Below are 18,542 nucleotides of genomic sequence, written 5' to 3'. Positions count from 1 at the left end.
CATTCAAATCCCGGCTTCTCTGGTAGCTATAGTGACAATGGTAATGATGTGTACCTTACTGGCATTGTCATTGTCCTCCGAGTGTGCGTTCAGCTTTGGGAGGACACCGGAACTTAATGCGGCGAGTCACGGCCATTGTGAATCTCGATTGGATTGGCGAATACGGCTTCCGGTTGGGCCAGATGTCAATGGTTATGCTTCATCCAGCTCATTACTGTAGTCATTGCCGTTCAGCTGAGCTGATGCTCCTCTCATTCTATGTGGCGACAACGGTAGTGAGCCCAGAAAGTGACTACCGTTGTCATGGCCGTCCAGTAGAGCGGGTCAACCTCTTAAATCACAGGGTGACAACGGTATTGAGCCCAGAAAGTCACTACCGTTGTCATGGACGTCTGGTTAAGCGGATCTACCTCTCAATTCACAGGGTGACAATGGTAGTGAGCCCAGCAAGTCACTACCGTTGTCATAGTCGTCCCGTTGAGCAGATCAACCTCTTAACTTACAGGATGACAACGGTAGTGAGCCTATTAAGTCATTACCGTTGTCATTGCCATCCAGAAGAGCGGATGATCCTCTCAATTCATACGGCGACAATGGCACTGAGCCCAGCAAGTCACTTCCGTTGTCATAGCCTTCCAGAAGAGCAGATGAGCCTCTTAATTAACAGGGTGACAACGGTAGTGAGCTCATTAAGTCATTACTATTGTCATGGCCGTACAGCTGAGCTGATCATCCTCTCAATTCACACGCCGACAATGGTAGTGAGCTATTAAAGTCACTACCATTGTCATAGACGTCCAGTTAAGTGGACCATCCTCTCAATACACACGGTGACAACGGTAGTGAGCCATTAGAATCACTACCGTTGTCATTGCTTTTCAGGTGCACTGATAAGGCTCTCAATAGACACGACGACAATGGCAGTGAGCAATTAGAGTCACTTCCGTTGTCATTGCTTTCAGCTGAGCTGATAAGGTACGTCATTTACACGATGACAATGGCAGTGAGCCAATCGAGTCACTACCGTTGTTAATGCCGACCAACCGAGGGAAGGGTCCGCTCAAAGAACTGAGTGACAACAGTAGTGAGATCATCCAATCACTACCATTGTCAGCTTAAACCTGTAGGACGAAGAGGCTTGTCCGATAAAATGACGACAATGGAAATGAGCCTATCCATCACTACCACTGTCATTAAAGTCCAGCGGTTCAACGTTAATCAGTAGCTCCGGATGACAATGGTTGTGAGTCAGGCAATTCCCAAGCATTAAGTGACAGCAGCGTAACACCTCTAAGCTCACTCCTGTTGTCAGGGGTTAGGGTATTGAGTCTCTACCGTCGTCAGTGTTTCTGAGACACCAGTATTGCAGATCACTACAATTGTCACTTAAGTATCGACGGGGGAATAGATGCAAGTGACTGGCTAACCAGTACCAGTTTAGATTCAAAACGATCCCATCTTTGTGGATGCACTTGAGTAAGCTCGTATGACGATATGTCAGAGAAGTGACAACGGGAGTGAGTTGCCGGACTCACTACCGTTGTCATCCCCGGTTGAAGGAAGAGGATCCCCGGGGCTGTATATTTACCGGGTATCCTTACTCAAGGGTTTCGACACTCACTCCCATTGTCGTAATCAACGAGTGTGCATTGTCTTTTAAAAGCATCGCTGGAAACGTACGATTAAAGTAACTTTTCTTTCGGTTCTTCCTTGCGAATCTCTGAAGACGTACTGGCTGATCGGAGTCAAGGAGGGCAGTAAAATTGAAGCCGTCAGTTTTACTGTCGGCTCCGGGTAGTTACTTCAACTCGTCGATCTGAATCATGAATTCTGAGGTGCCAACTTTCCCATTTTCGGAAGGATAAACGGGTAACAGAAGATTATCCCCCTGGCCCATATCTATTTGCACCTCAACTGACTCACCTGGAGCCGCCTGTGCCCCGTTAAATTTAATACCGAAGGCTGCATCCTTCCGCACAGTCAGCGTTGCGTTCTGGACCCCTTTAGCAATTTCTCCATTTGTCTTACGCAGAACGTTAGTGGACAGGTACGCAAGGGGTACGCCATCTGTCGTTTTGAGAGGCGAACTGACCGATAATGTGCGTAGATTATGTAACTGCACAAGGTTATTCGGTAGATAACTGAACTTCTGAGTATAGGTTTTGGTATTCGACTGACTATCGGCAACTGTTACGCTAATTGAATAATTTTCAGATGGTTCGAAATTTGGGAACAGCCTCGGATACTCAGGCATGTATGTATCTTTGCCTGCCGGTGACCACGTAAGCTCAACGTTATCAGCTGTGGGGCCACCTACGAGCTGAAGACGGGTTATCCTCGGGGTTGTCAGATTATCTGCCAGAGCGATCCTGAGGTTCTCCAGGCCGTACACTACCGTATCGTCTTTTACCGGCTTTCCGTCGAATGTTATGGCCACTGTCGGAGGAGTGTTATCCAGAGCAATTTCTCCGAAAGTTTTATTGGTCTGGTTCTGGAAGAAGTCCCTGATGTTGACCTCAACGTTGTATTTTCCTTCAGACTGACGGGATAAATCATAAGCAATCGTGTAGTTACCTGAGATACGAGATTTGATTACGCCTGTGGGTGACATCCGGGTACCGGTGTTCTTATCGGAAAGATAAAATTCCCTCAATGAGACCGAGTCGAACCAGTTACCATCGCCTTCAAGTGACGCCAGTACATCCAGCTGCTTGTTAGTCTCGTCATATGATATCGAGTTTATTACCGGCAGTTGTTTATTGTTCCAGCGTGTCATAATCCATTGCTCAGACCGCAAAATGGGATTGCTGATGCTGCGAACGAAGTAAAGGATCCTATTGTAGCCCTGGGTACCCAAGGCCATATCAAACGTCTCAGGCGCTTCACACGAGGTTTTTCCTGCCGGAATGGTGCAGGTCGCCTTACCGCCGATCTCTTGTGCAAAGGGCCGGGCTTCAACGTTAAAACGAAGTCGGGAAATTTTAATTGGCAGTCGTGATGAAGCCACACTCTCAAAATCCTTCCACTTAACCCAGTTCCCCTTATCATCGAGGAAATCTACCCAGGTACCCGCAAATGCAGGCGTTTGGTTTGCAGATGGGTTTAGAACGAGGCTGTATGACGGATAATACCCTCCCCACTGGCCAAAGTTCGCCATACGAGCCATATCCCCATTAATTGAGCCATAGGGAAGAGTCATTTCAACATAAGCATAAGTGCTGTCTACAGCTATCTCTTTGGGGGCGGAATATTGATTGATGAACTGAAGCCCACCTTCTGAATAAGCACGGTAGTTAGATTTTGGGATCCGGTAGACTAATCGAATAGGGTTTTCGTTAACGACCATACCGGCTTTGTAAGCCGGATAATTAGAAACCCCGGGTACGACGCTGGAAGACGTATTTGGATCATGAACGGCCCACAGTGTCATCTCACCCAGCGTGTTGTCGTAGCGAAATTTTTGAGTTGGCAGCGTTCGGCTATTACCTGCGTTATCGAAGATAACAACTTTTGCAGTAAAGTCTTCATCCAGGTTGCTGTCTGGTATTCCGGTTCCCTTAACTGAATTCTTAGAGTAAGTGTGGTACATCTTTTGGCCGGATACGTCATACTGCATCTGTGTAGTGCTGTAGAGGCTACCGTCCTGCCTGTAAATATATATTAGGCCCTTATCAATACCATTTGCATCACTTACGCCCGAAGAGGTGAAGTCATACTGCCCCGTTGCCTCTAATCCAAGCTTCCACACGTCACCAGCGGTAGAGCCAGAACCAGTATTAGCGGTAAGAGCATTTGCCGCTGGAGGGGTGACATCAATTAGCCAGTTATAGTTATAGGTCGCTACAGGCTTCTGATTGAGATCTAACACGTTTATCTGAACGACAAATTTGCCTTCACCCAAAGCAGGCAAAGTTACTTTTTTGCCGTAGAACTCACTACCGTCAGCAGCTGTTAGTCGGTCTGATACACCCGTCCGTGTAGTCGTAGTATTAAGAATGACAGTTCCAGTGTCTTTCGTGACTTTGACATTAACGAAACGATCAAGACCTGAAATAAGTGTCAAAGTTACCGGTGATGCCGGATTAAGCATAAGACGAGAAGACGGGGCGTGGATCTCAATACCGTTCGTGTCTTTAAAGGCCGATTCATATATCTGAGCTGGGGCCTGAACAGACATACCGAGTCCGGCTACAGCAGTAATAAAAGCGAGATGTTTCATTCTTATTCCCCTTTAGGTTTGGTGTTATTTTAAGCTTTTCCTAAAGGTCACTATGTTCGTAAAAGTATAAAAAACTTCTCCATATGGTGCTCGAAATTACAAATCTATAATTTGCCTTTCGACAAACCTTATTGTGCGTTCAGGACGGAAATCTTTCTTTTTGGAATTACATCTGACATTTCTGTGGTGTCCAAACTGGCAACGATTGCAAAACTTATAACATTAGCCTGAAACTATCGGCATCCACATATCGCATTAAGTGATGCTTTTACTTTGTGTAAAAAAGAATCAGGATAAATTAGGTATGTCAGATATAAATGCGTTAACGGACGGCATATATGAATCAAAACCTGGCGGCATTACGCCACCAGTCGAGAGGGGAGTGAACCTCAGTCAGTACGTCTACCTTCGTTCCGCAAGGCGCTTCTTGTTGTGAATTACAAACTGCCCTGGCGAGAACTGCATCATTTCACCCCTAGCAACACACGTGCCTCTTCAACGGTTTGCCAAGAAGGCATTGCTACGCCAGATTGAGTGCCGTTGCCCCTGCGCTCACCTGTGTCACATTCTACATAAAGACGCATCAGCATCGCTTCTGTTTCAGCGGCCCGGCTATTATCCATTACCAGTTCTGCTGCGCGTCGTAGCTGTTCTGGAATGTCATTCCACATTCCCGCACCACTTCTGTCTTTGTTAGTGAGCAAGTCTTCAATAGCAGATGAAGCCATGTTAAGCAGGTCAGCCGAAACTAAAGGCATCGGCGGGGCGGTATAGAGGATTCGACGTCTTCCGCGTCTGTCTGGATCGTATTTATCATAAAAAGCTTTGTTCACATCTTCCCAGTGCCACTGAAGTTGCCCGGTTGCGTCATGGTGGCAAAACTCGCACTGATAAACAGGCGCAATCGACATAACTGCCTTTCCAATACGTGCCAGTACAGCAACTTCGTCAGCTCTGAGACTCATTGCTTCGCTTGGGTTACTACCCTCGGCAAATTCCAAAATTTGTTCAATACGTTCTGGTGTGAAAGTGGTCATAGGCTTTGAAAACATATTTTTCCAGTTGTGCTTACCATATCATCAGGCATTAGGAGCGTTAGCGAATAATTAACAGGTCAGGACCAAAACTAAATCCTTCCCCCATACGGTCTTCATGACGGGAGACATATGCCTTACCGTATTTCTCCAGATCCTGTAAGCGATCTTTTGCCAGATTCCACGAGTATTCCTGGCCCCACACGGGTCCGTCACGCCCGTCAAAGCGGTCAGGTTTACAATTTGCTTTCAGAAGAGCGTAGACATGCTCCACCGTGGGTAGCTGCAAAGCACTATTAGCCTGAGAAACGGCAGTATGCGTCATTTCTGTTCACTCTTTATTGATTTAGTCAGTTAAGCCGGTCAGGTAACTTTAACCGGCTACTCGTATTAAGATTTCTTTCCGGTTGCTTGTCAGTTAGCGGCGAAGATCAATTTCAAGGCGGGCTGTTTTGACCTTTGTTCCGGACTCCCTAAATGTATCATCCGGAAGAGGCGAAATTTGTCCGCCAAGTTGTTTGACTCGCTCCCTGAGCGCTTTTGTCAGTGTGTCTTCCCGGAACAATACCCCAGCTGACAGAATGGCCTGTAAGCGACCTCGCTTAGCGAGCATTGCGATGGCATGCATGACTTGTTTAACGTCAGAGCGTTTAAGGAATGGTGGATTCATAACGATAACATCAAAAGTTTCATCGGGCTGGTACCCAAGAAAGTCGGTATGCACCAGCTCGACTCCTGTGCTAAGGACACTATCGTTCTTCACTGCAAGGAATCGCTCATCGTTCAATTCGATCCCGGTAATCAATGCATCCGGAGCCGCCAGTTTTAAGGCTTTCAGAATGCGGCCATCACCAAACTCTGGCTCCAGTACACGCTCCCCGGCAGCTGGTTCAGCGCGTAGAACCATATCTGTGACTAAATTCTCAGGTGTAGGGAAGAAATTGAACAGATCTCGTGGGATGTCAACCGAACCTGTCAGAATGATTTGCTCGATACGCTCAGCTGCATCCGCCGTAAAAATATGTGCCTGCTCTTTTCGGTTCCATTTGCCACCGGCGGCTTCGAGCACTTTGTTTGTCTTAACATAAATGCTGCGGTCGAGCTGGTCGGCCAGGAAAAGAAAGTTCCCTTCAGCACGGCAGCGAGATAAGACGTTCAGAACTTCAGTTGAGATTTGCATTAAAACTCCATTAAGAGGATTTACCCGCCTGGCGGCAGCGGGTTGGTTACTTAAACGGGACAATTCAGATTTGGCCTTGGTTAGTCGGCAGACAACAGCAGGGATGGGCTGTTATAAGAGAAGCGGTCAACGGGAGCCTTATCAAATCGCTGACCGCTTGCATCAGGGGTCAGAACGAGTCCGTTATGGGCGCAATGAATGTGGAGCAACATATCCCCGCCGGTGTTGATGTGTAAGGCAGGCACACCCTGATCGATTTCGAACATGACACCAAAACAGGGGTTACCTTCCTTGTTAACAACTTCACAGTGGATGTTATGTTGGCCGGTAACGCTGACCTGATAGGCCTGACTGTCCTCTTCTGGCAGTGTTTCCTCCTCCAGGCGCCAGTCCTGAAGTGTGAGGCTAATTTCAGGGGTGTCATGCTCTTTCTGAAGAGCCTGGATACCTTTACGGAACAGCTGCATCATTTCAGGAGTAAGGCAGTCTTCCTCAGCTCCAAAATGTTCTTTCCAGCCTTCAGGATCTGCATACATCCAGACGTTTTTAGCGAGCGAAGGTAAGGAAGCATCAGGCTCTACAAGGAGGTGAGGGATGTTCTCTTTGATTCCGAGATAACGTACCGGCTGGCCATTAAGCGGTAACCCATCCGACACTGTAACTTCTGTTCCTGGCAAGACGACGCTGTTTACCAGACCTCCACAATGTTCGGCCACCACGCGGCCTAAATCTGCCATAAACATCCGATGCTTTTCTGGTGAGTCCAGCTCACCAAGGAGTTCAGGTTTAAGCAGTAAACCGGTAATAATCTCAGTCAGTTCACGAGGAGATACTAATTTATACATTTTGTTTTCCTTTTCTGTGTTGGCTTTATATTACCAATCCAGATGCACGAGCTAATAACCTCCAGACAACTTTTTCAAAAATTATTTACTTAAAGCAGGGTGCTAATATGCGCAAGAAATGAATTTAGGAAGGACGGCTTCAAATTTAACTTTTTGGTTTTTTATTTTAGACGGACTTTAAAATAGCATCGTTGATAAAATAATAAACATGGTTTGTTTTTTTGTTTGTATTGACAATCAAATGGGTATAAATTAATTTACTTACATGGCGTATATTTAACGCCACCGCCCCGGCGGCACCGGGCATAAAAGGAAAACCATTTTGAAACCGATGCTCAAAAAAGATTTTTTTTCAGCTATTGAAAACCTTCTCAAAGCTGGCTTTCAACCTCGCTTTTACACTGTTAACAGTGGCCGAATCGGTCTCATTACATTCACTGATAAAAATGGAACAAAACAGGTCGAACAGGTTTATTCCTGCACTTCTTTAGCCGCCAATACTTTTGGAAAGCGCTTCACCACTTGGTTAGAAGAAATTTTTCAAAAGCATAATGAAGAAAAAGTAGCTGATTCCGGGTTCGAGGTTGGTAGCCGTGTCTGGGATAAATTGATGTATACGTTGCGCACCATTTCAGAAATTCGTGCCGGGGGGGTGCTGGTGCTGGATAACGGTGCACAGCGTACACTGGATGAAGTGCAAAAAACGGCACCTGAAACAAACCAGGTGGAGCCAAAGGAAATCTCTTCACTTCAGGAGCTGCTGAACGCTTCCAAAAATCTGGAGCCGACTTCGCCTGAGCTAATTGCGGCTCTTAATGAGGCTCTGTCAACCGCCATAAAACGGTGAATGCAACGGCAGTCTGGCACATCAGGCCTTGTCAGAGATTAGGCCTGAAAAGCACTTACGTACCGATATAACACCTAATTCCCCTCTAAGGAGATTGCCCTAAATGGCGATGAATAAAAAAGAACAAGCCGCGTATGATGAGCTGGTGGCACAGGCCAGAATAAACCGCGCTTTACGCTGGTCTGACTATGGCGTTGAACGCGATATGCCCGTACCAGAGGTCTCGGGGGAATACCAAAACGGCTGGAGCTTCAACACCGCCACTGGCACTGTTTATCCGACATGGAGCGGAACTACGGTTCACGGCACACGGGAAGAGGGAGAGGTTGTCGATGCAACCTCCCGCCGCATGCGAGGCATGAATGGTAGCCAGAACGGCATACCACAATACAGCACCAAAGAACGCGCCCTGAAGGCATTACGCTGTTCGCTTGAAATCAAGTTTGCCATGCAGCTGGATGCCATAGATAAAGCTATCGCAAAAGAAATAGAGCTGTCCACCGCTCGCCGGGAGAGCGATACATCAGATGCCTAGCGGTAAACCATCAATTCAGGCCCGTGATCAGAGGGGCCTTAACGCCCTGAAAGAGGCGGTTCCAGCGACGGCACAACTACAGATGCGGGTTACCCCTGAACGTAAACTGCGTTACGTCAATCAGGCAAAGGCCGAAGGTCTGGGTCTAACAGACTGGGTCCAAAAGCATATGGATAACGTGTGTGATCTGGCAGGCCAGCCTGAAATAACCATGTACAAAGATGATGGAGAAACAAGTGGCCAAAAATAACAACAGTCTCAAACAGCATGTCTTCAATATGCTGTCGGCTGGCAGCGAACTTAAAGAAGTGAAGCGTTTTCTCACCAGCAAGCGAGTTAAAGCCCGCCTGGCAGTGTCAATGATCCACGAGCAGGCGATTGCTGTGCAGAACACTGAATACCAGAATTATCCGGCTTATAGCTAACTGGTAACAACAATTACAGAGAGATACTTAAAATGAGCGTAAACCCAGAATACACCAGGGTTCAGCATGTCCAGATTATTCGCGAGCGAGATGGGCAGAAGGAAGTTGTTCGAGTCTATGATGAAGATGGCGACGTGGTTCTGTGTTTACCTGCCTACATTCAGGATGAGGAAATAAATCTTATTCTGCGCCGGTTGAATGACGTATATTCAGTCGGATATCGTGTAGGTGATGCAGCCCGCCGCCGCGCCATCAAAAAAGCGCTGGGGGATGATGAGGAGTAAGGCCATTTTTACTGGCAAGATATCTGTATACCGGAGTCTTTAGAGTACGTTCTAATGGCTCCGGATTATTAATACTGTTTTACTCATGCAATAAAAAGCAAACCAAAATTCTTTCGCTAATTCATTTTTAAATGCTCAAATCATTAAATGTAAGGAGCGTTATTTATCAATAGGTATGGCGTTCTTAATGGCTATTAAGCTAGTTCTGCTTTCGCTTGCTTCTGGAAATTAGGGAAACCTAATTTTACCCTATCAAAAAGTAACTTTTCTGGTTTTGTTGCATTCACGTAAACAAAAAAAGTCCCGCCGGGCAGAAAAGAAAAACATCAAAAATAGCTATTTTCCCGAAAAGATCACGAACACTGAAAAAGTATCATGGGGAACCTGATCAGGAGACAACCCATGAAAATCAAACTAGCCCTGCTTATTGCATTTGCAGGTTTCAGCGCAGGAGCTTCCGCTGAAATCGCAGAATTCAGCTTTAAAGATACCCTGAACGTTAAAAAGACCGTATCGCCTGCATCCGTATGGATTAATCCGGTAACGAGCTTTGACGTTGCCGTTATTTCCGGTCTGGACCGTTATATTACGCTCAGTCTGCTGAAAAGTGACGGGAGCCTCATCTGGAGCACGAAAAGCAGCCTGGTTACCGTTGATGACCGTACCACATCTTCGACAGGCTTTGATTATTACGGCAAGACTCTGACCGTACCAGCGATGGGAGAAGATAGCTTCACCCTCAGAGAGGTGATTACCGACTTGCAAGGGAAGGAGGTCTCCCGGCAGGATTACCCGCTTGCAATTGACCGAACGCCTCCGGCAACGGGTACCATAAGTTATACGAGAAATGGGTGGAACTTTGGCAGCGAAGCGATCTTCACTTCAGTACCAGCCGGTATGCAGTACGCCAGCGTCCAGGCACTGGTCTTTAATGGACTGAGTGATAAAGGTTCCGGGCTTGCTAATGCTGAATATTTCATAACCGATGCCGCTGGAGTGGAGCGTAAAAAGCCAGCGGAAATTAATACAGTGGAAGGTAGCGTAACCGTTCAAGTCGCCGACGCAAGCAGCAATGCCCTGGCACCGGAAAACCGCTCTGAATATAAAGTGGGGATCTACCTTTATGACAAAGCGGGAAACAGGAGCGAACTAAGCCGCCGAAGCGTAATTGATCGGGTTAAGCCTGACGATATCATCCAGGTGCAGGACGCCACTACCGGATCATGGGTCTCCTATCAGTCTGGCATGACCGTCTTCCAGAACCCTATTTCCGTACGGGTATTAAGGAAGAAAAGTGACTTTACTGCTGTTAACGGTTCCAAATATGGCTGGGCGGACTCGAATTTCCAGACGTCCGATAGCACTTATAATATCTATACTTTCAAATACATATATCCAAATGTGGGGGATACTTATCATGAATTTCAGACTCTGGCGGGAGGAGTAAGACGAATTCATCATAACTCCCTCAACTTCACTCCAGCCCCGGCGATGGAAATAGCCCCGAAGATAGTGGCTAAAGAGATGTACCGGAGTGATACCAGTGAGTGGTTAACTCAGGCCTCAATCAGCGTTAAAACCGCCACCATTAGCCGCATAAAGGTAACCGCAGAACCCCGACCATACGTGCAAAAGTTCAGAACGGTAAAAAATGCAGCCTGGTTCTGCACTATTCCTGTCGGACAAAGTTCATGCGAGATGACGGTTAACTTCAACTACACCAGTGACAAAGGATTTGAGTATCTGCATCTTTACTCGGGAAAAGATGGTGACAGCATATTCGATGCGCTTGCTGGTAATTTTACGGTTATCTGGGATAACAACCCACCGGTGGTTAATGTCGCTCAGGTAAACAAGGCCTCCAAGACAATCACTATGACGGCCACCGATAATGATCGCGTCAACGCCTGGAACATCAGCTACTGGGATACCAAAGTTTTCGAAGCCACCCTTAAAAATGCCCGGGGGGAAACTTTCACCCTGAAGCCTGTGACTGTCAGTGAAAGCGATTATAAAACCAAAAACGCCACTTTCTCATACGCTGGTCTACCGGACGGGGATTATACGGTTGTTAGCGTGTCTGCCACGGATCTTGTTGGAAACACAGGAACCAAAACGCTTAATGCACCGCTGAAAATTGACTCAACGCTTCCGGTTATTGCGTTCAGCTTTAATGGCGCAGACGCAGAAGGAAAACTGGTTAAAGGGCTTGAGAACCTACGCATAAGCGTTACTGATGCCTCTGGGGATGCTTCCCTGATATCGCTTCAGCTCGCTGGTGGACCTAACTCTGAAAAGGTCACCCTTGCATTCACGCCGCTATCCAAGGATGTCTTTATTCCTGAATACCCCAGAATCTTCCCCAATACTGACGAATCGGGACAGATGTATCATCTGGAGGCTCTGGCTATTGACGAATCAGGTAACCGGACCACTAAAACGCTTAATTTTACCTACCAGCCAGCTAACCTGATTATGCTGGATAATCTCAAGACGCTGGCCACAGCCGTAGCACTGAAAGCAACGGACAACACGCCGCTGGCCATCATCCGAACCAGTGTGTTGCGTCGTCAGGACGGTTCTATCATTACCGGACAGTTAAACGGAACCCTGACTGTTCAGAAAAACGCCCAGTTCGGCGTTACGGTTGCCGGAGTTACGGTCCAGCCTGGTGAAACTAAATCGCTGTCACTGGATCTTGGTAATGGTGAAGAGCGCACATATCCCGTTACTCCCGCTGTAAGTGGTCAATCTGGCACGGCCACATTTGCTATAGAATTCCCTCAAACATAAACCCTACACAAGGGTACGGTAGTATGCCGTACCCTGTTACGCCATCCTCAATGTAAAATGTAGAGTTGAGCATGACTTAATTATTACTTTCTCATTAAGTGTCTCTTAAACTGCAAACGGGAAAGTAATATTCCCGAGACGGGAAGGACTCCTTCCTTTTGGTTATAATCTATGATGCTAAACTGTGTAATTACACCGGAACAATGTCCTCGTTTAAATCGCTGGCACCAGTACATGATTTATCCATGAATGCTTTTTGATGCAATTTTACTTCAGAATGCTCTTAATTTTTTAAACAAATTATATTTGAATCCTTCGTGTATAAATTTGCAGACCCTCTCTCAATGTTTTTTTAAAATATTTACTCTCAGGTTATTAGCCAGTAGATTCATTCTGTCATGATTACTCCAGAACTAACCGGAGGAATCACATTATGACCAAATATTATGATCGCAGTGGAATTGAAATCTCCAGCGCAAAAATCCGCTGTGTTGATTCTGTAAAAGGTACTGCGGAATATACTTTTCGTATTGTTTGCGATAAATGCAATGGGCGGGGAGAGCGTAAGCATTTTTATAGAAGTCGCTGTATGGCTTGTAAAGCCACGGGTTACAGCCTCGAAACGACCCGTACTGCTTACACGCTGAATGCGCTGTACCGCATTAATGCGCAAGCTGCCCGCAAAGTGTCAGCATCCCTGCAAGACGAGCGTTTAAGGACTGAAAGCGCCCACAGTTCTGCGTTCACAGCATGGTGCAGGTCTCATCAAAAAATGGTTGATGCAATCACCCAACAATCCAGTAGTAATAATTTTCTGGAAAGCCTTAAGTCTTCTTTAACCCACCAGCGTCAGTTAAGTGATAAGCAGCTGGCAGTTGCCGCCCGCATTTTAGGTATTCATTAATTCAAAGCCCTTTTAATTTAATTTTAAGGTCAATTATTACGGAGGAACTATGATCCATTCATTTAAAGACAGACGGCTTGAAAAGTTCTTCCGTAATGGAAAAACAACGGCAGGTATTCCTTCTGAAATTATTAACGCAATTCTGTGTCGACTTGAAACGCTGGATAATGTCCAGAGTGAGCGGGAGTTATTATCCAACAGCTTGCGTTATGAACGCTTAAGAATGACGTCAAACCGTTATTCCTCCATTCGAGTAAACTCTAAGTATCGATTATTCTTTGAATGGAATGATGGCGCACATAATGTTCATTTGTCTGCACATGACTATAAATCGCTCATCCATTAAGGTTAAAAATGAAGCTATTTTCAATTTCATCCCGGGATACAAGCATGGACGCGATGTTTTATATCCAGGCCAGTACTAAACAACAGGCAAGTTACATATTTAGTACCCTTTCCCCGAAGCCTACTGCGAACTGCCAGCTTACAGATTTGCAGAATGAGACGGTCGTCCCTTCCATAAGCCCTATTTCGCTTTCACTTAACCCCTGGTCGATCAATTCCCAGTCCCGAACCCGGGAACTGCGTATGGCCACGCATGGTCTTAACCTGATCTGTGCAGTCACGGATGAGCATACCCGTCAGATAGTTGACTTTTGCGATAACCTTGGACAGCAGCTTAAGGATCCGGACGACAAAAGCGCCTGGGTTAAGCTCATTAATTCTGAATGCGCTTTGCTTAATTCTCCGCGTCTCTATCCCGTTCTGCTTGAGCCGGATACACCGGCACAATTTGAAATCTTTGTGCCAGCTCCGGAAGATGGAGAACACGACACGGTCATAGCCAGCGTTGTTAAAGAATGTTTCGGAGATGAATGCCGGTACAGAGTAACGGACAAAGCTTTTGCAATGTCGGAAAAGCCAGTCATCAGGCTGGAAGCTCATTTCAATGACAAACGCGAAAAGGTTTTAGAACTGACCTTTTCCTGTTTCAATCTTTCACTCTCAGCGTCCGTGCATGAAAACCAGCTACGTCAGATTTTGTTACTTTGCGAAGACTTTGGCGTAAGGCTTCAGGGTAGAGCAGGGGCATCCTGCCACGTTAATATGCGCAGTGCTTACCGTCGTCTTGCTCATGTTGGCACCGGCTCTCGCCCAGGTGATGACAGTGATGTGCGGGTCTATACCTCGTTAAAAGAAGAAAAAGATGTTAAGAGGCTGCTTGATAAGTCAACCAGGGGAAGTGAGCTTGTACCGGCGAGGCACGGGCAGCAGTTTAACGGGGTCTTAGTGAATGCCACACCCGCATCGGCCACTACTGGTTTCATTTACCTTTCGCATGATTTTCCGGAAGGCCAGTTTATGATGACAGCCGAGGTGTTGCATGTTGGAATTACACCAGGCGGTATTTACTACATTGAAACACTGGACGGTTACCGGTTTATCGTGACAGCGTTTGAGAAGGGATTAATGAACGGTTTGAGGGAGTTTATAGCTGCAAATGAGGAATATTTTAAGTATTACCGCTGGTCTTAGTATCTGAGCTGAAACCGGTAGGCCAGGGAAGGCAACCGGGAAAATGCAATTTAACCTGATCCTATACCTACGACTATCTTTATCCACTTATAATAGCCTCACCAAATTATAATGCCCGATCACCGCATTTGCTTAAACCTCACATATTCTTCTTATGCTTCCCCTGATAATCTACGACCGAAAGACAAAGGAAAGTGAATACGAAATAAGATTTATGAGCACATAAAAGTTACTTTTCCTTGGTGGCACATCACAAACATTGTGGGTTTCATAATCCTTTTTGTTATTTAAAAAGGATGTGTTCAATTCTAATTAAAGGTGGTATTTTTTTTGAAAGTTTGCTGGGAGGTTATTAGCTGGGGGGATGGGTAACAGTATAATAAGTACAGATGAAAAGGAGGTTTTATGAAAGCGTTAGACGTGGTTTCAACTCAACTCAACTTTATTAATCTGTTGGATCAGGCAGGATATGCTCTTTCAGAAATTGTTGTAAAACGCTTCAGTGCTGCACCAGCCTTTAACGAAGGGCACTGGTTGTTCATTGCAGAGCAGGATAACCGCTACATTGAAGTGGTCTGTATTCTCTCTTTAGCTTCAGAAAGCGGAGAGCAGCATATTGATGTTTTTATTAATATGTTCGAAGACCCGATTGATGATGTTATTTCACGAAACATTGAAACCAAAACCTTTGCGACGCTTTATAAATACATTGAACGTATACCTTTTACTCCGGGTGTAAAGAAAGAATTCTTGAGCAGTATTGAGAACATCAATTTTAGTTAATCAAAAACCACAACTTTTTGCCACCAAGTTATTAGGTAATGCTATCAACCTGATATAATTACCTTAACATGAATATGAGCGGAGCCGGGTTATGTCTAATAATACTGAAGTCATTAGCTGTGATTTATTTTCAACTCTATCTTCACTTAATTTTAGCACCGAGGATATTACAGGTTTGACTCCGGCCAACTTTCGAAAGGGAGCTTTCTTACATGCAAAAATTTCTGCTAGCCAGGCCACGCGAGCGACTGATATTTCCATTCAATTACTCACGGATCGTGTTTCAGGTGAAATGAACTACGTAATAGTAATTGGCAGGCACGAAGGACTCCTGCAAAGCGAAGCAATTGACCCAAACGCTGATAAGCAATACCGGGAAAACCGTTATTCTCGCCATTTTATCTCAGTAACCGATGCCAATACCAAAGCCCTGAAAAAAACCTGCAAGGTAATGAAAACATATATCAAAGAGCAGGCATTTAAGCCTAACACCTGGGGGCACAGTTTCATTAAGGGTTGATTTATTCTTGCCCCGGTGAGCCGGGGCAACGCTAAATTAACCTCAAACTGTGCTGGAGGCACAAATGTCTGAAAAACACTTTATCGTTAAAATCCAGAACCGAAACGGCGACCATGAGAATAGCTATGTTCGGTTACTCGTCAGCGATTGTGAGAAAAATGCTTGCCAGACGGCACTCATTTCAGAGTGCCATGGCGAGCTTGAACAGCTGAGTTTTGAAGACGGTGGGGTTTACGACTACAACGGCGAAAATCACTACAGTGTCAGGAGCTGCGTGGAGGTTGCTCCAGAAGACGTTGCAACTTTGCAACGCTTCCTTTAACACCTGCGACATTTGATTAAATATCGGGCGTCCGCTACAGGATGCCCGTGATTTAAACGATTCCTCAAAGATCGCTGTCACTCCTGATAACTGTATTAAGAGCAGGTTTGTGATAGGTTCAGCGTAACAACATTACTGGAATTTTGGTTGCCTTGATGAAGAGCTGCTTTTCTGATTTACCCGTTAAAGACGGCACGTCCGGAACCTGGAAACTGGACACATTCGAAATTACCGCAGATAAGGCGATGAGCCTCGCCCTTCGTGCCGAGTATACAGGTAATACAGACGAGTTTATCCCGCCCGGTAGATATCGGCGTTTGTCCAACGGCTGGGATGTGGTGATGTCCAATACCCCGATGGAGATCAGAACCTGCCAGGATTTTTTAGAGCGAGCCACCGGGCGCGTGCTCATTAATGGTCTTGGTCTGGGGATGGTGCTTCACGCCATTCTTCAAAAAGAAGATGTAACCCATGTAACAGTAATTGAAAAAGAACAGGACGTTATTAACCTCGTTGCGGCCTCGTTTGCAAACGATCCTCGCGTTGAAATTATCCATGCTGATGCAATGATGTATTGCCCACCAGCAGGCGTCACGTACAACGCATGCTGGCACGACATATGGCCAGACTTCGCAACAGCTAACCTCTCACAGATGGATAAGCTGGAAATTAAGTACCGGGACATCTGTGAATGGCAGGGCTCGTGGGGCAGGGAGGAGTGTGAGCAAAAGCACATTGAGTTTCAAAATCTTGGGGCTGATTGAGTACAACTTTTGAAGGTGTCTCCGCTAAAGAAGACTGGGTCTCTTTGCGCATGCCCAGCTGTGCTGCATGACCTGACAAAGCCTATAAATAAACAGATCGGTTTGATTTAGTAATCCCCCTTCCAACCATCAGGCCGATATTTAAACTGCATCTCCATTAAGGATGGCTGATGAGCACGATTTCTACGGATTTAATTGCACGGATCTACGCAGCCTCCGAATTGCCGTTGAGCAACGACGAGCTTTATCGCGAAGTGCAGCGTGAAACTGGCATGTCGGATGCCGAATTGCACGAACTGAAAGAATTTGGGTCAGATAAAACCAGAACCAGCGGCGTCAAACACAAAGTACGCTGGTTTCAGCAGACTCTTCGGCAGGCCGGAGTCATCGAACGCGTTCCAGAAAAACGGGGCGTCTGGAGATACTCCTCTAAGACGAAAACAAACCTACACGAGTCATGGGAAAAGCTCTGTGTTGTCGGTTTCTCAACTTCTCTTGGGGCATCGGTTTTTGGAAACGCCTATGCCTTCTTCAGCAATATCACAGAGCAAATTCATCTTTGCCTGACCTCGCCGCCTTACCTCCTTCGAAATTCAAGAGACTACGGGCATGGCGGGGGGCGTGGCGAGCAGGTTTATATTGACTGGCTTCTGCGTATCCTCGAACCGATCGTGAAACAGCTTGTACCCGGCGCAAGTGTGGCATTGAATATCACTCAAGATAGCTTTAATAGGGGCAGGCCTTCACGTTCTCTGTATCTGGAGCGTCTGACACTGGCATTATGTGACAAGCTGGGGCTTGAGCTCATGGACAGGCTTCAGTGGGTGAATCGCAGTAAGCCCCCATCGCCAACGCACTGGGCATGTAAGCAACGAGTGCAGCTCTGCTCATCGTATGAGCCTGTGCTGTGGTTTACCAATGATGCGAGTAAGGTTCGTTCAAACAACTTACGTGTACTGCAACCGCATTCAGAGCAGCATCTTAAATTGCAGGCAGCAGGCGGTGAAAATCGCACGACCTTTTATGGTGATGGGGCGTACCAGCTTAAAAGCGGATCCTTTGGAAATAAAACAGAAGGAACGATCCCCAAAAATACTTTGTTTTACGGCAATAGCTGCGCTGATACGAGATTTTGCCATTCCATTGCCCGCGAGCTAGGTTTTCCGCTGCATGGTGCAACGTCTCCTACCAGGCTTGCAGCGTTTCTGATTGAGTTTTTGACAGAGCCGGGAGATCTTGTTGTAGATCCCTTCGCTGGCCTGCATAAAGTTCCCATCGCAGCCGAGCGACTTGGCAGACGTTGGCTGGCGACGGACAAAATCATGGAATGGCTGGCGATTTCCCGAAACCTTTTTACGGCCGCACCGGGATATAAGAGTAACCCCATGCTGGACGAGCTCGCCGAACTGTATCGGGCTTAATGCAAGTTAACGGTTTTGATAAAGTGGTTTGAAGCGACAAGCGGTTTATTCATTTTGCATTGTTTCTACCATAAAATGACAATATTAACGGCTTAGCATACGCCGCAGAGATAATTAGGGTGCCATTCAT

The 18,542-nt window shown here is 46.3% G+C and carries 18 protein-coding genes; 13 read left to right on the top strand and 5 right to left on the bottom strand.

Going from position 1 to position 18,542, the window contains the following annotated elements:
- Positions 1 to 1,798 precede the first annotated feature (1,798 nt).
- From ACLHV8_RS23890 to ACLHV8_RS23870, 5 genes are all read right to left on the bottom strand, one after another.
- Positions 1,799 to 4,219, bottom strand: coding sequence for an Ig-like domain-containing protein (locus tag ACLHV8_RS23890; protein WP_000681217.1), 2,421 nt, complete (start codon positions 4,217 to 4,219; stop codon positions 1,799 to 1,801).
- A 464-nt stretch (positions 4,220 to 4,683) separates the two neighbouring features.
- Positions 4,684 to 5,271, bottom strand: coding sequence for a hypothetical protein (locus ACLHV8_RS23885; protein WP_000491820.1), 588 nt, complete (start codon positions 5,269 to 5,271; stop codon positions 4,684 to 4,686).
- Positions 5,272 to 5,314: 43 nt separating this feature from the next.
- On the bottom strand, positions 5,315 to 5,578 hold the full coding sequence (locus ACLHV8_RS23880; protein ID WP_000149862.1) for a hypothetical protein: 264 nt from the start codon (positions 5,576 to 5,578) through the stop codon (positions 5,315 to 5,317).
- Positions 5,579 to 5,671: 93 nt separating this feature from the next.
- Positions 5,672 to 6,433, bottom strand: a complete 762-nt coding sequence (locus ACLHV8_RS23875; protein ID WP_001167418.1) for a methyltransferase — start codon at positions 6,431 to 6,433, stop codon at positions 5,672 to 5,674.
- Between the two features lie 80 nt (positions 6,434 to 6,513).
- Positions 6,514 to 7,278: a hypothetical protein gene (locus ACLHV8_RS23870; RefSeq protein WP_000277498.1), complete on the bottom strand. Its 765-nt coding sequence runs from the start codon at positions 7,276 to 7,278 to the stop codon at positions 6,514 to 6,516.
- A 331-nt stretch (positions 7,279 to 7,609) separates the two neighbouring features.
- Between ACLHV8_RS23870 and ACLHV8_RS23865 the strand changes: the two genes are divergently transcribed.
- The 13 genes from ACLHV8_RS23865 (at position 7,610) to ACLHV8_RS23805 (ending at position 18,412) form a co-directional block, all read left to right on the top strand.
- The gene (locus tag ACLHV8_RS23865; protein WP_012695482.1) at positions 7,610 to 8,125 is read left to right on the top strand and encodes a hypothetical protein; all 516 of its coding nucleotides are present in this window, start codon (positions 7,610 to 7,612) and stop codon (positions 8,123 to 8,125) included.
- A 103-nt stretch (positions 8,126 to 8,228) separates the two neighbouring features.
- Positions 8,229 to 8,660 (top strand): hypothetical protein, encoded by a 432-nt coding sequence (locus ACLHV8_RS23860; protein ID WP_001251242.1) that lies wholly within the window; start codon positions 8,229 to 8,231, stop codon positions 8,658 to 8,660.
- 236 nt (positions 8,661 to 8,896) lie between these two features.
- Positions 8,897 to 9,085: a hypothetical protein gene (locus ACLHV8_RS23855; RefSeq protein WP_001107529.1), complete on the top strand. Its 189-nt coding sequence runs from the start codon at positions 8,897 to 8,899 to the stop codon at positions 9,083 to 9,085.
- A 32-nt stretch (positions 9,086 to 9,117) separates the two neighbouring features.
- A complete protein-coding gene (locus ACLHV8_RS23850) occupies positions 9,118 to 9,369 on the top strand; it encodes a hypothetical protein (protein ID WP_000115760.1) in 252 nt (83 codons plus the stop codon).
- 402 nt (positions 9,370 to 9,771) lie between these two features.
- A complete protein-coding gene (locus ACLHV8_RS23845) occupies positions 9,772 to 12,162 on the top strand; it encodes an Ig-like domain-containing protein (RefSeq protein ID WP_000694551.1) in 2,391 nt (796 codons plus the stop codon).
- A gap of 433 nt (positions 12,163 to 12,595) precedes the next feature.
- Positions 12,596 to 13,066 carry a hypothetical protein gene (locus ACLHV8_RS23840; protein WP_000170639.1) on the top strand — a complete coding sequence of 157 codons (471 nt, stop codon included), beginning with the start codon at positions 12,596 to 12,598 and terminating at the stop codon, positions 13,064 to 13,066.
- 49 nt (positions 13,067 to 13,115) lie between these two features.
- Positions 13,116 to 13,412 (top strand): type II toxin-antitoxin system RelE/ParE family toxin, encoded by a 297-nt coding sequence (locus ACLHV8_RS23835; protein ID WP_000581857.1) that lies wholly within the window; start codon positions 13,116 to 13,118, stop codon positions 13,410 to 13,412.
- A gap of 44 nt (positions 13,413 to 13,456) precedes the next feature.
- Entirely contained in the window at positions 13,457 to 14,602 is a 1,146-nt protein-coding gene (locus ACLHV8_RS23830) for a hypothetical protein (RefSeq protein ID WP_000339750.1), read from the top strand.
- A gap of 405 nt (positions 14,603 to 15,007) precedes the next feature.
- Complete coding sequence (locus ACLHV8_RS23825) at positions 15,008 to 15,385, top strand: hypothetical protein (RefSeq protein ID WP_000645320.1); 378 nt, start codon at positions 15,008 to 15,010, stop codon at positions 15,383 to 15,385.
- A 91-nt stretch (positions 15,386 to 15,476) separates the two neighbouring features.
- A complete protein-coding gene (locus tag ACLHV8_RS23820) occupies positions 15,477 to 15,905 on the top strand; it encodes a hypothetical protein (protein ID WP_000069824.1) in 429 nt (142 codons plus the stop codon).
- Positions 15,906 to 15,969: 64 nt separating this feature from the next.
- Complete coding sequence (locus ACLHV8_RS23815; RefSeq protein ID WP_001290639.1) at positions 15,970 to 16,227, top strand: hypothetical protein; 258 nt, start codon at positions 15,970 to 15,972, stop codon at positions 16,225 to 16,227.
- 155 nt (positions 16,228 to 16,382) lie between these two features.
- Positions 16,383 to 16,991 carry a hypothetical protein gene (locus ACLHV8_RS23810; protein WP_000833775.1) on the top strand — a complete coding sequence of 203 codons (609 nt, stop codon included), beginning with the start codon at positions 16,383 to 16,385 and terminating at the stop codon, positions 16,989 to 16,991.
- A 170-nt stretch (positions 16,992 to 17,161) separates the two neighbouring features.
- Entirely contained in the window at positions 17,162 to 18,412 is a 1,251-nt protein-coding gene (locus ACLHV8_RS23805) for a site-specific DNA-methyltransferase (RefSeq protein ID WP_000104393.1), read from the top strand.
- Positions 18,413 to 18,542: the final 130 nt, after the last annotated feature.

The organism is Enterobacter sp. CPE_E863, from assembly GCF_046521465.1.
Taxonomy (GTDB): Bacteria; Pseudomonadota; Gammaproteobacteria; order Enterobacterales; family Enterobacteriaceae; genus Enterobacter; species Enterobacter adelaidei.
The sequence above is the reverse complement of the archived record's forward strand: the minus strand, read 5'-3'. Positions and strand labels throughout refer to the sequence as shown.

Excerpts from the sequence above, each read along its gene's own strand:
- ACLHV8_RS23850 (WP_000115760.1), top strand. The coding sequence starts at position 9,118 with ATGAGCGTAAACCCAGAATACACCAGGGTTCAGCATGTCCAGATTATT.
- ACLHV8_RS23860 (WP_001251242.1), top strand. The coding sequence starts at position 8,229 with ATGGCGATGAATAAAAAAGAACAAGCCGCGTATGATGAGCTGGTGGCA.
- ACLHV8_RS23830 (WP_000339750.1), top strand. The coding sequence starts at position 13,457 with ATGGACGCGATGTTTTATATCCAGGCCAGTACTAAACAACAGGCAAGT.
- ACLHV8_RS23890 (WP_000681217.1), bottom strand. The coding sequence starts at position 4,219 with ATGAAACATCTCGCTTTTATTACTGCTGTAGCCGGACTCGGTATGTCT.
- ACLHV8_RS23875 (WP_001167418.1), bottom strand. The coding sequence starts at position 6,433 with ATGCAAATCTCAACTGAAGTTCTGAACGTCTTATCTCGCTGCCGTGCT.
- ACLHV8_RS23845 (WP_000694551.1), top strand. The coding sequence starts at position 9,772 with ATGAAAATCAAACTAGCCCTGCTTATTGCATTTGCAGGTTTCAGCGCA.
- ACLHV8_RS23810 (WP_000833775.1), top strand. The coding sequence starts at position 16,383 with ATGAAGAGCTGCTTTTCTGATTTACCCGTTAAAGACGGCACGTCCGGA.
- ACLHV8_RS23870 (WP_000277498.1), bottom strand. The coding sequence starts at position 7,278 with ATGTATAAATTAGTATCTCCTCGTGAACTGACTGAGATTATTACCGGT.
- ACLHV8_RS23805 (WP_000104393.1), top strand. The coding sequence starts at position 17,162 with ATGAGCACGATTTCTACGGATTTAATTGCACGGATCTACGCAGCCTCC.
- ACLHV8_RS23835 (WP_000581857.1), top strand. The coding sequence starts at position 13,116 with ATGATCCATTCATTTAAAGACAGACGGCTTGAAAAGTTCTTCCGTAAT.
- ACLHV8_RS23820 (WP_000069824.1), top strand. The coding sequence starts at position 15,477 with ATGTCTAATAATACTGAAGTCATTAGCTGTGATTTATTTTCAACTCTA.
- ACLHV8_RS23815 (WP_001290639.1), top strand. The coding sequence starts at position 15,970 with ATGTCTGAAAAACACTTTATCGTTAAAATCCAGAACCGAAACGGCGAC.
- ACLHV8_RS23880 (WP_000149862.1), bottom strand. The coding sequence starts at position 5,578 with ATGACGCATACTGCCGTTTCTCAGGCTAATAGTGCTTTGCAGCTACCC.
- ACLHV8_RS23840 (WP_000170639.1), top strand. The coding sequence starts at position 12,596 with ATGACCAAATATTATGATCGCAGTGGAATTGAAATCTCCAGCGCAAAA.
- ACLHV8_RS23825 (WP_000645320.1), top strand. The coding sequence starts at position 15,008 with ATGAAAGCGTTAGACGTGGTTTCAACTCAACTCAACTTTATTAATCTG.
- ACLHV8_RS23865 (WP_012695482.1), top strand. The coding sequence starts at position 7,610 with ATGCTCAAAAAAGATTTTTTTTCAGCTATTGAAAACCTTCTCAAAGCT.
- ACLHV8_RS23885 (WP_000491820.1), bottom strand. The coding sequence starts at position 5,271 with ATGTTTTCAAAGCCTATGACCACTTTCACACCAGAACGTATTGAACAA.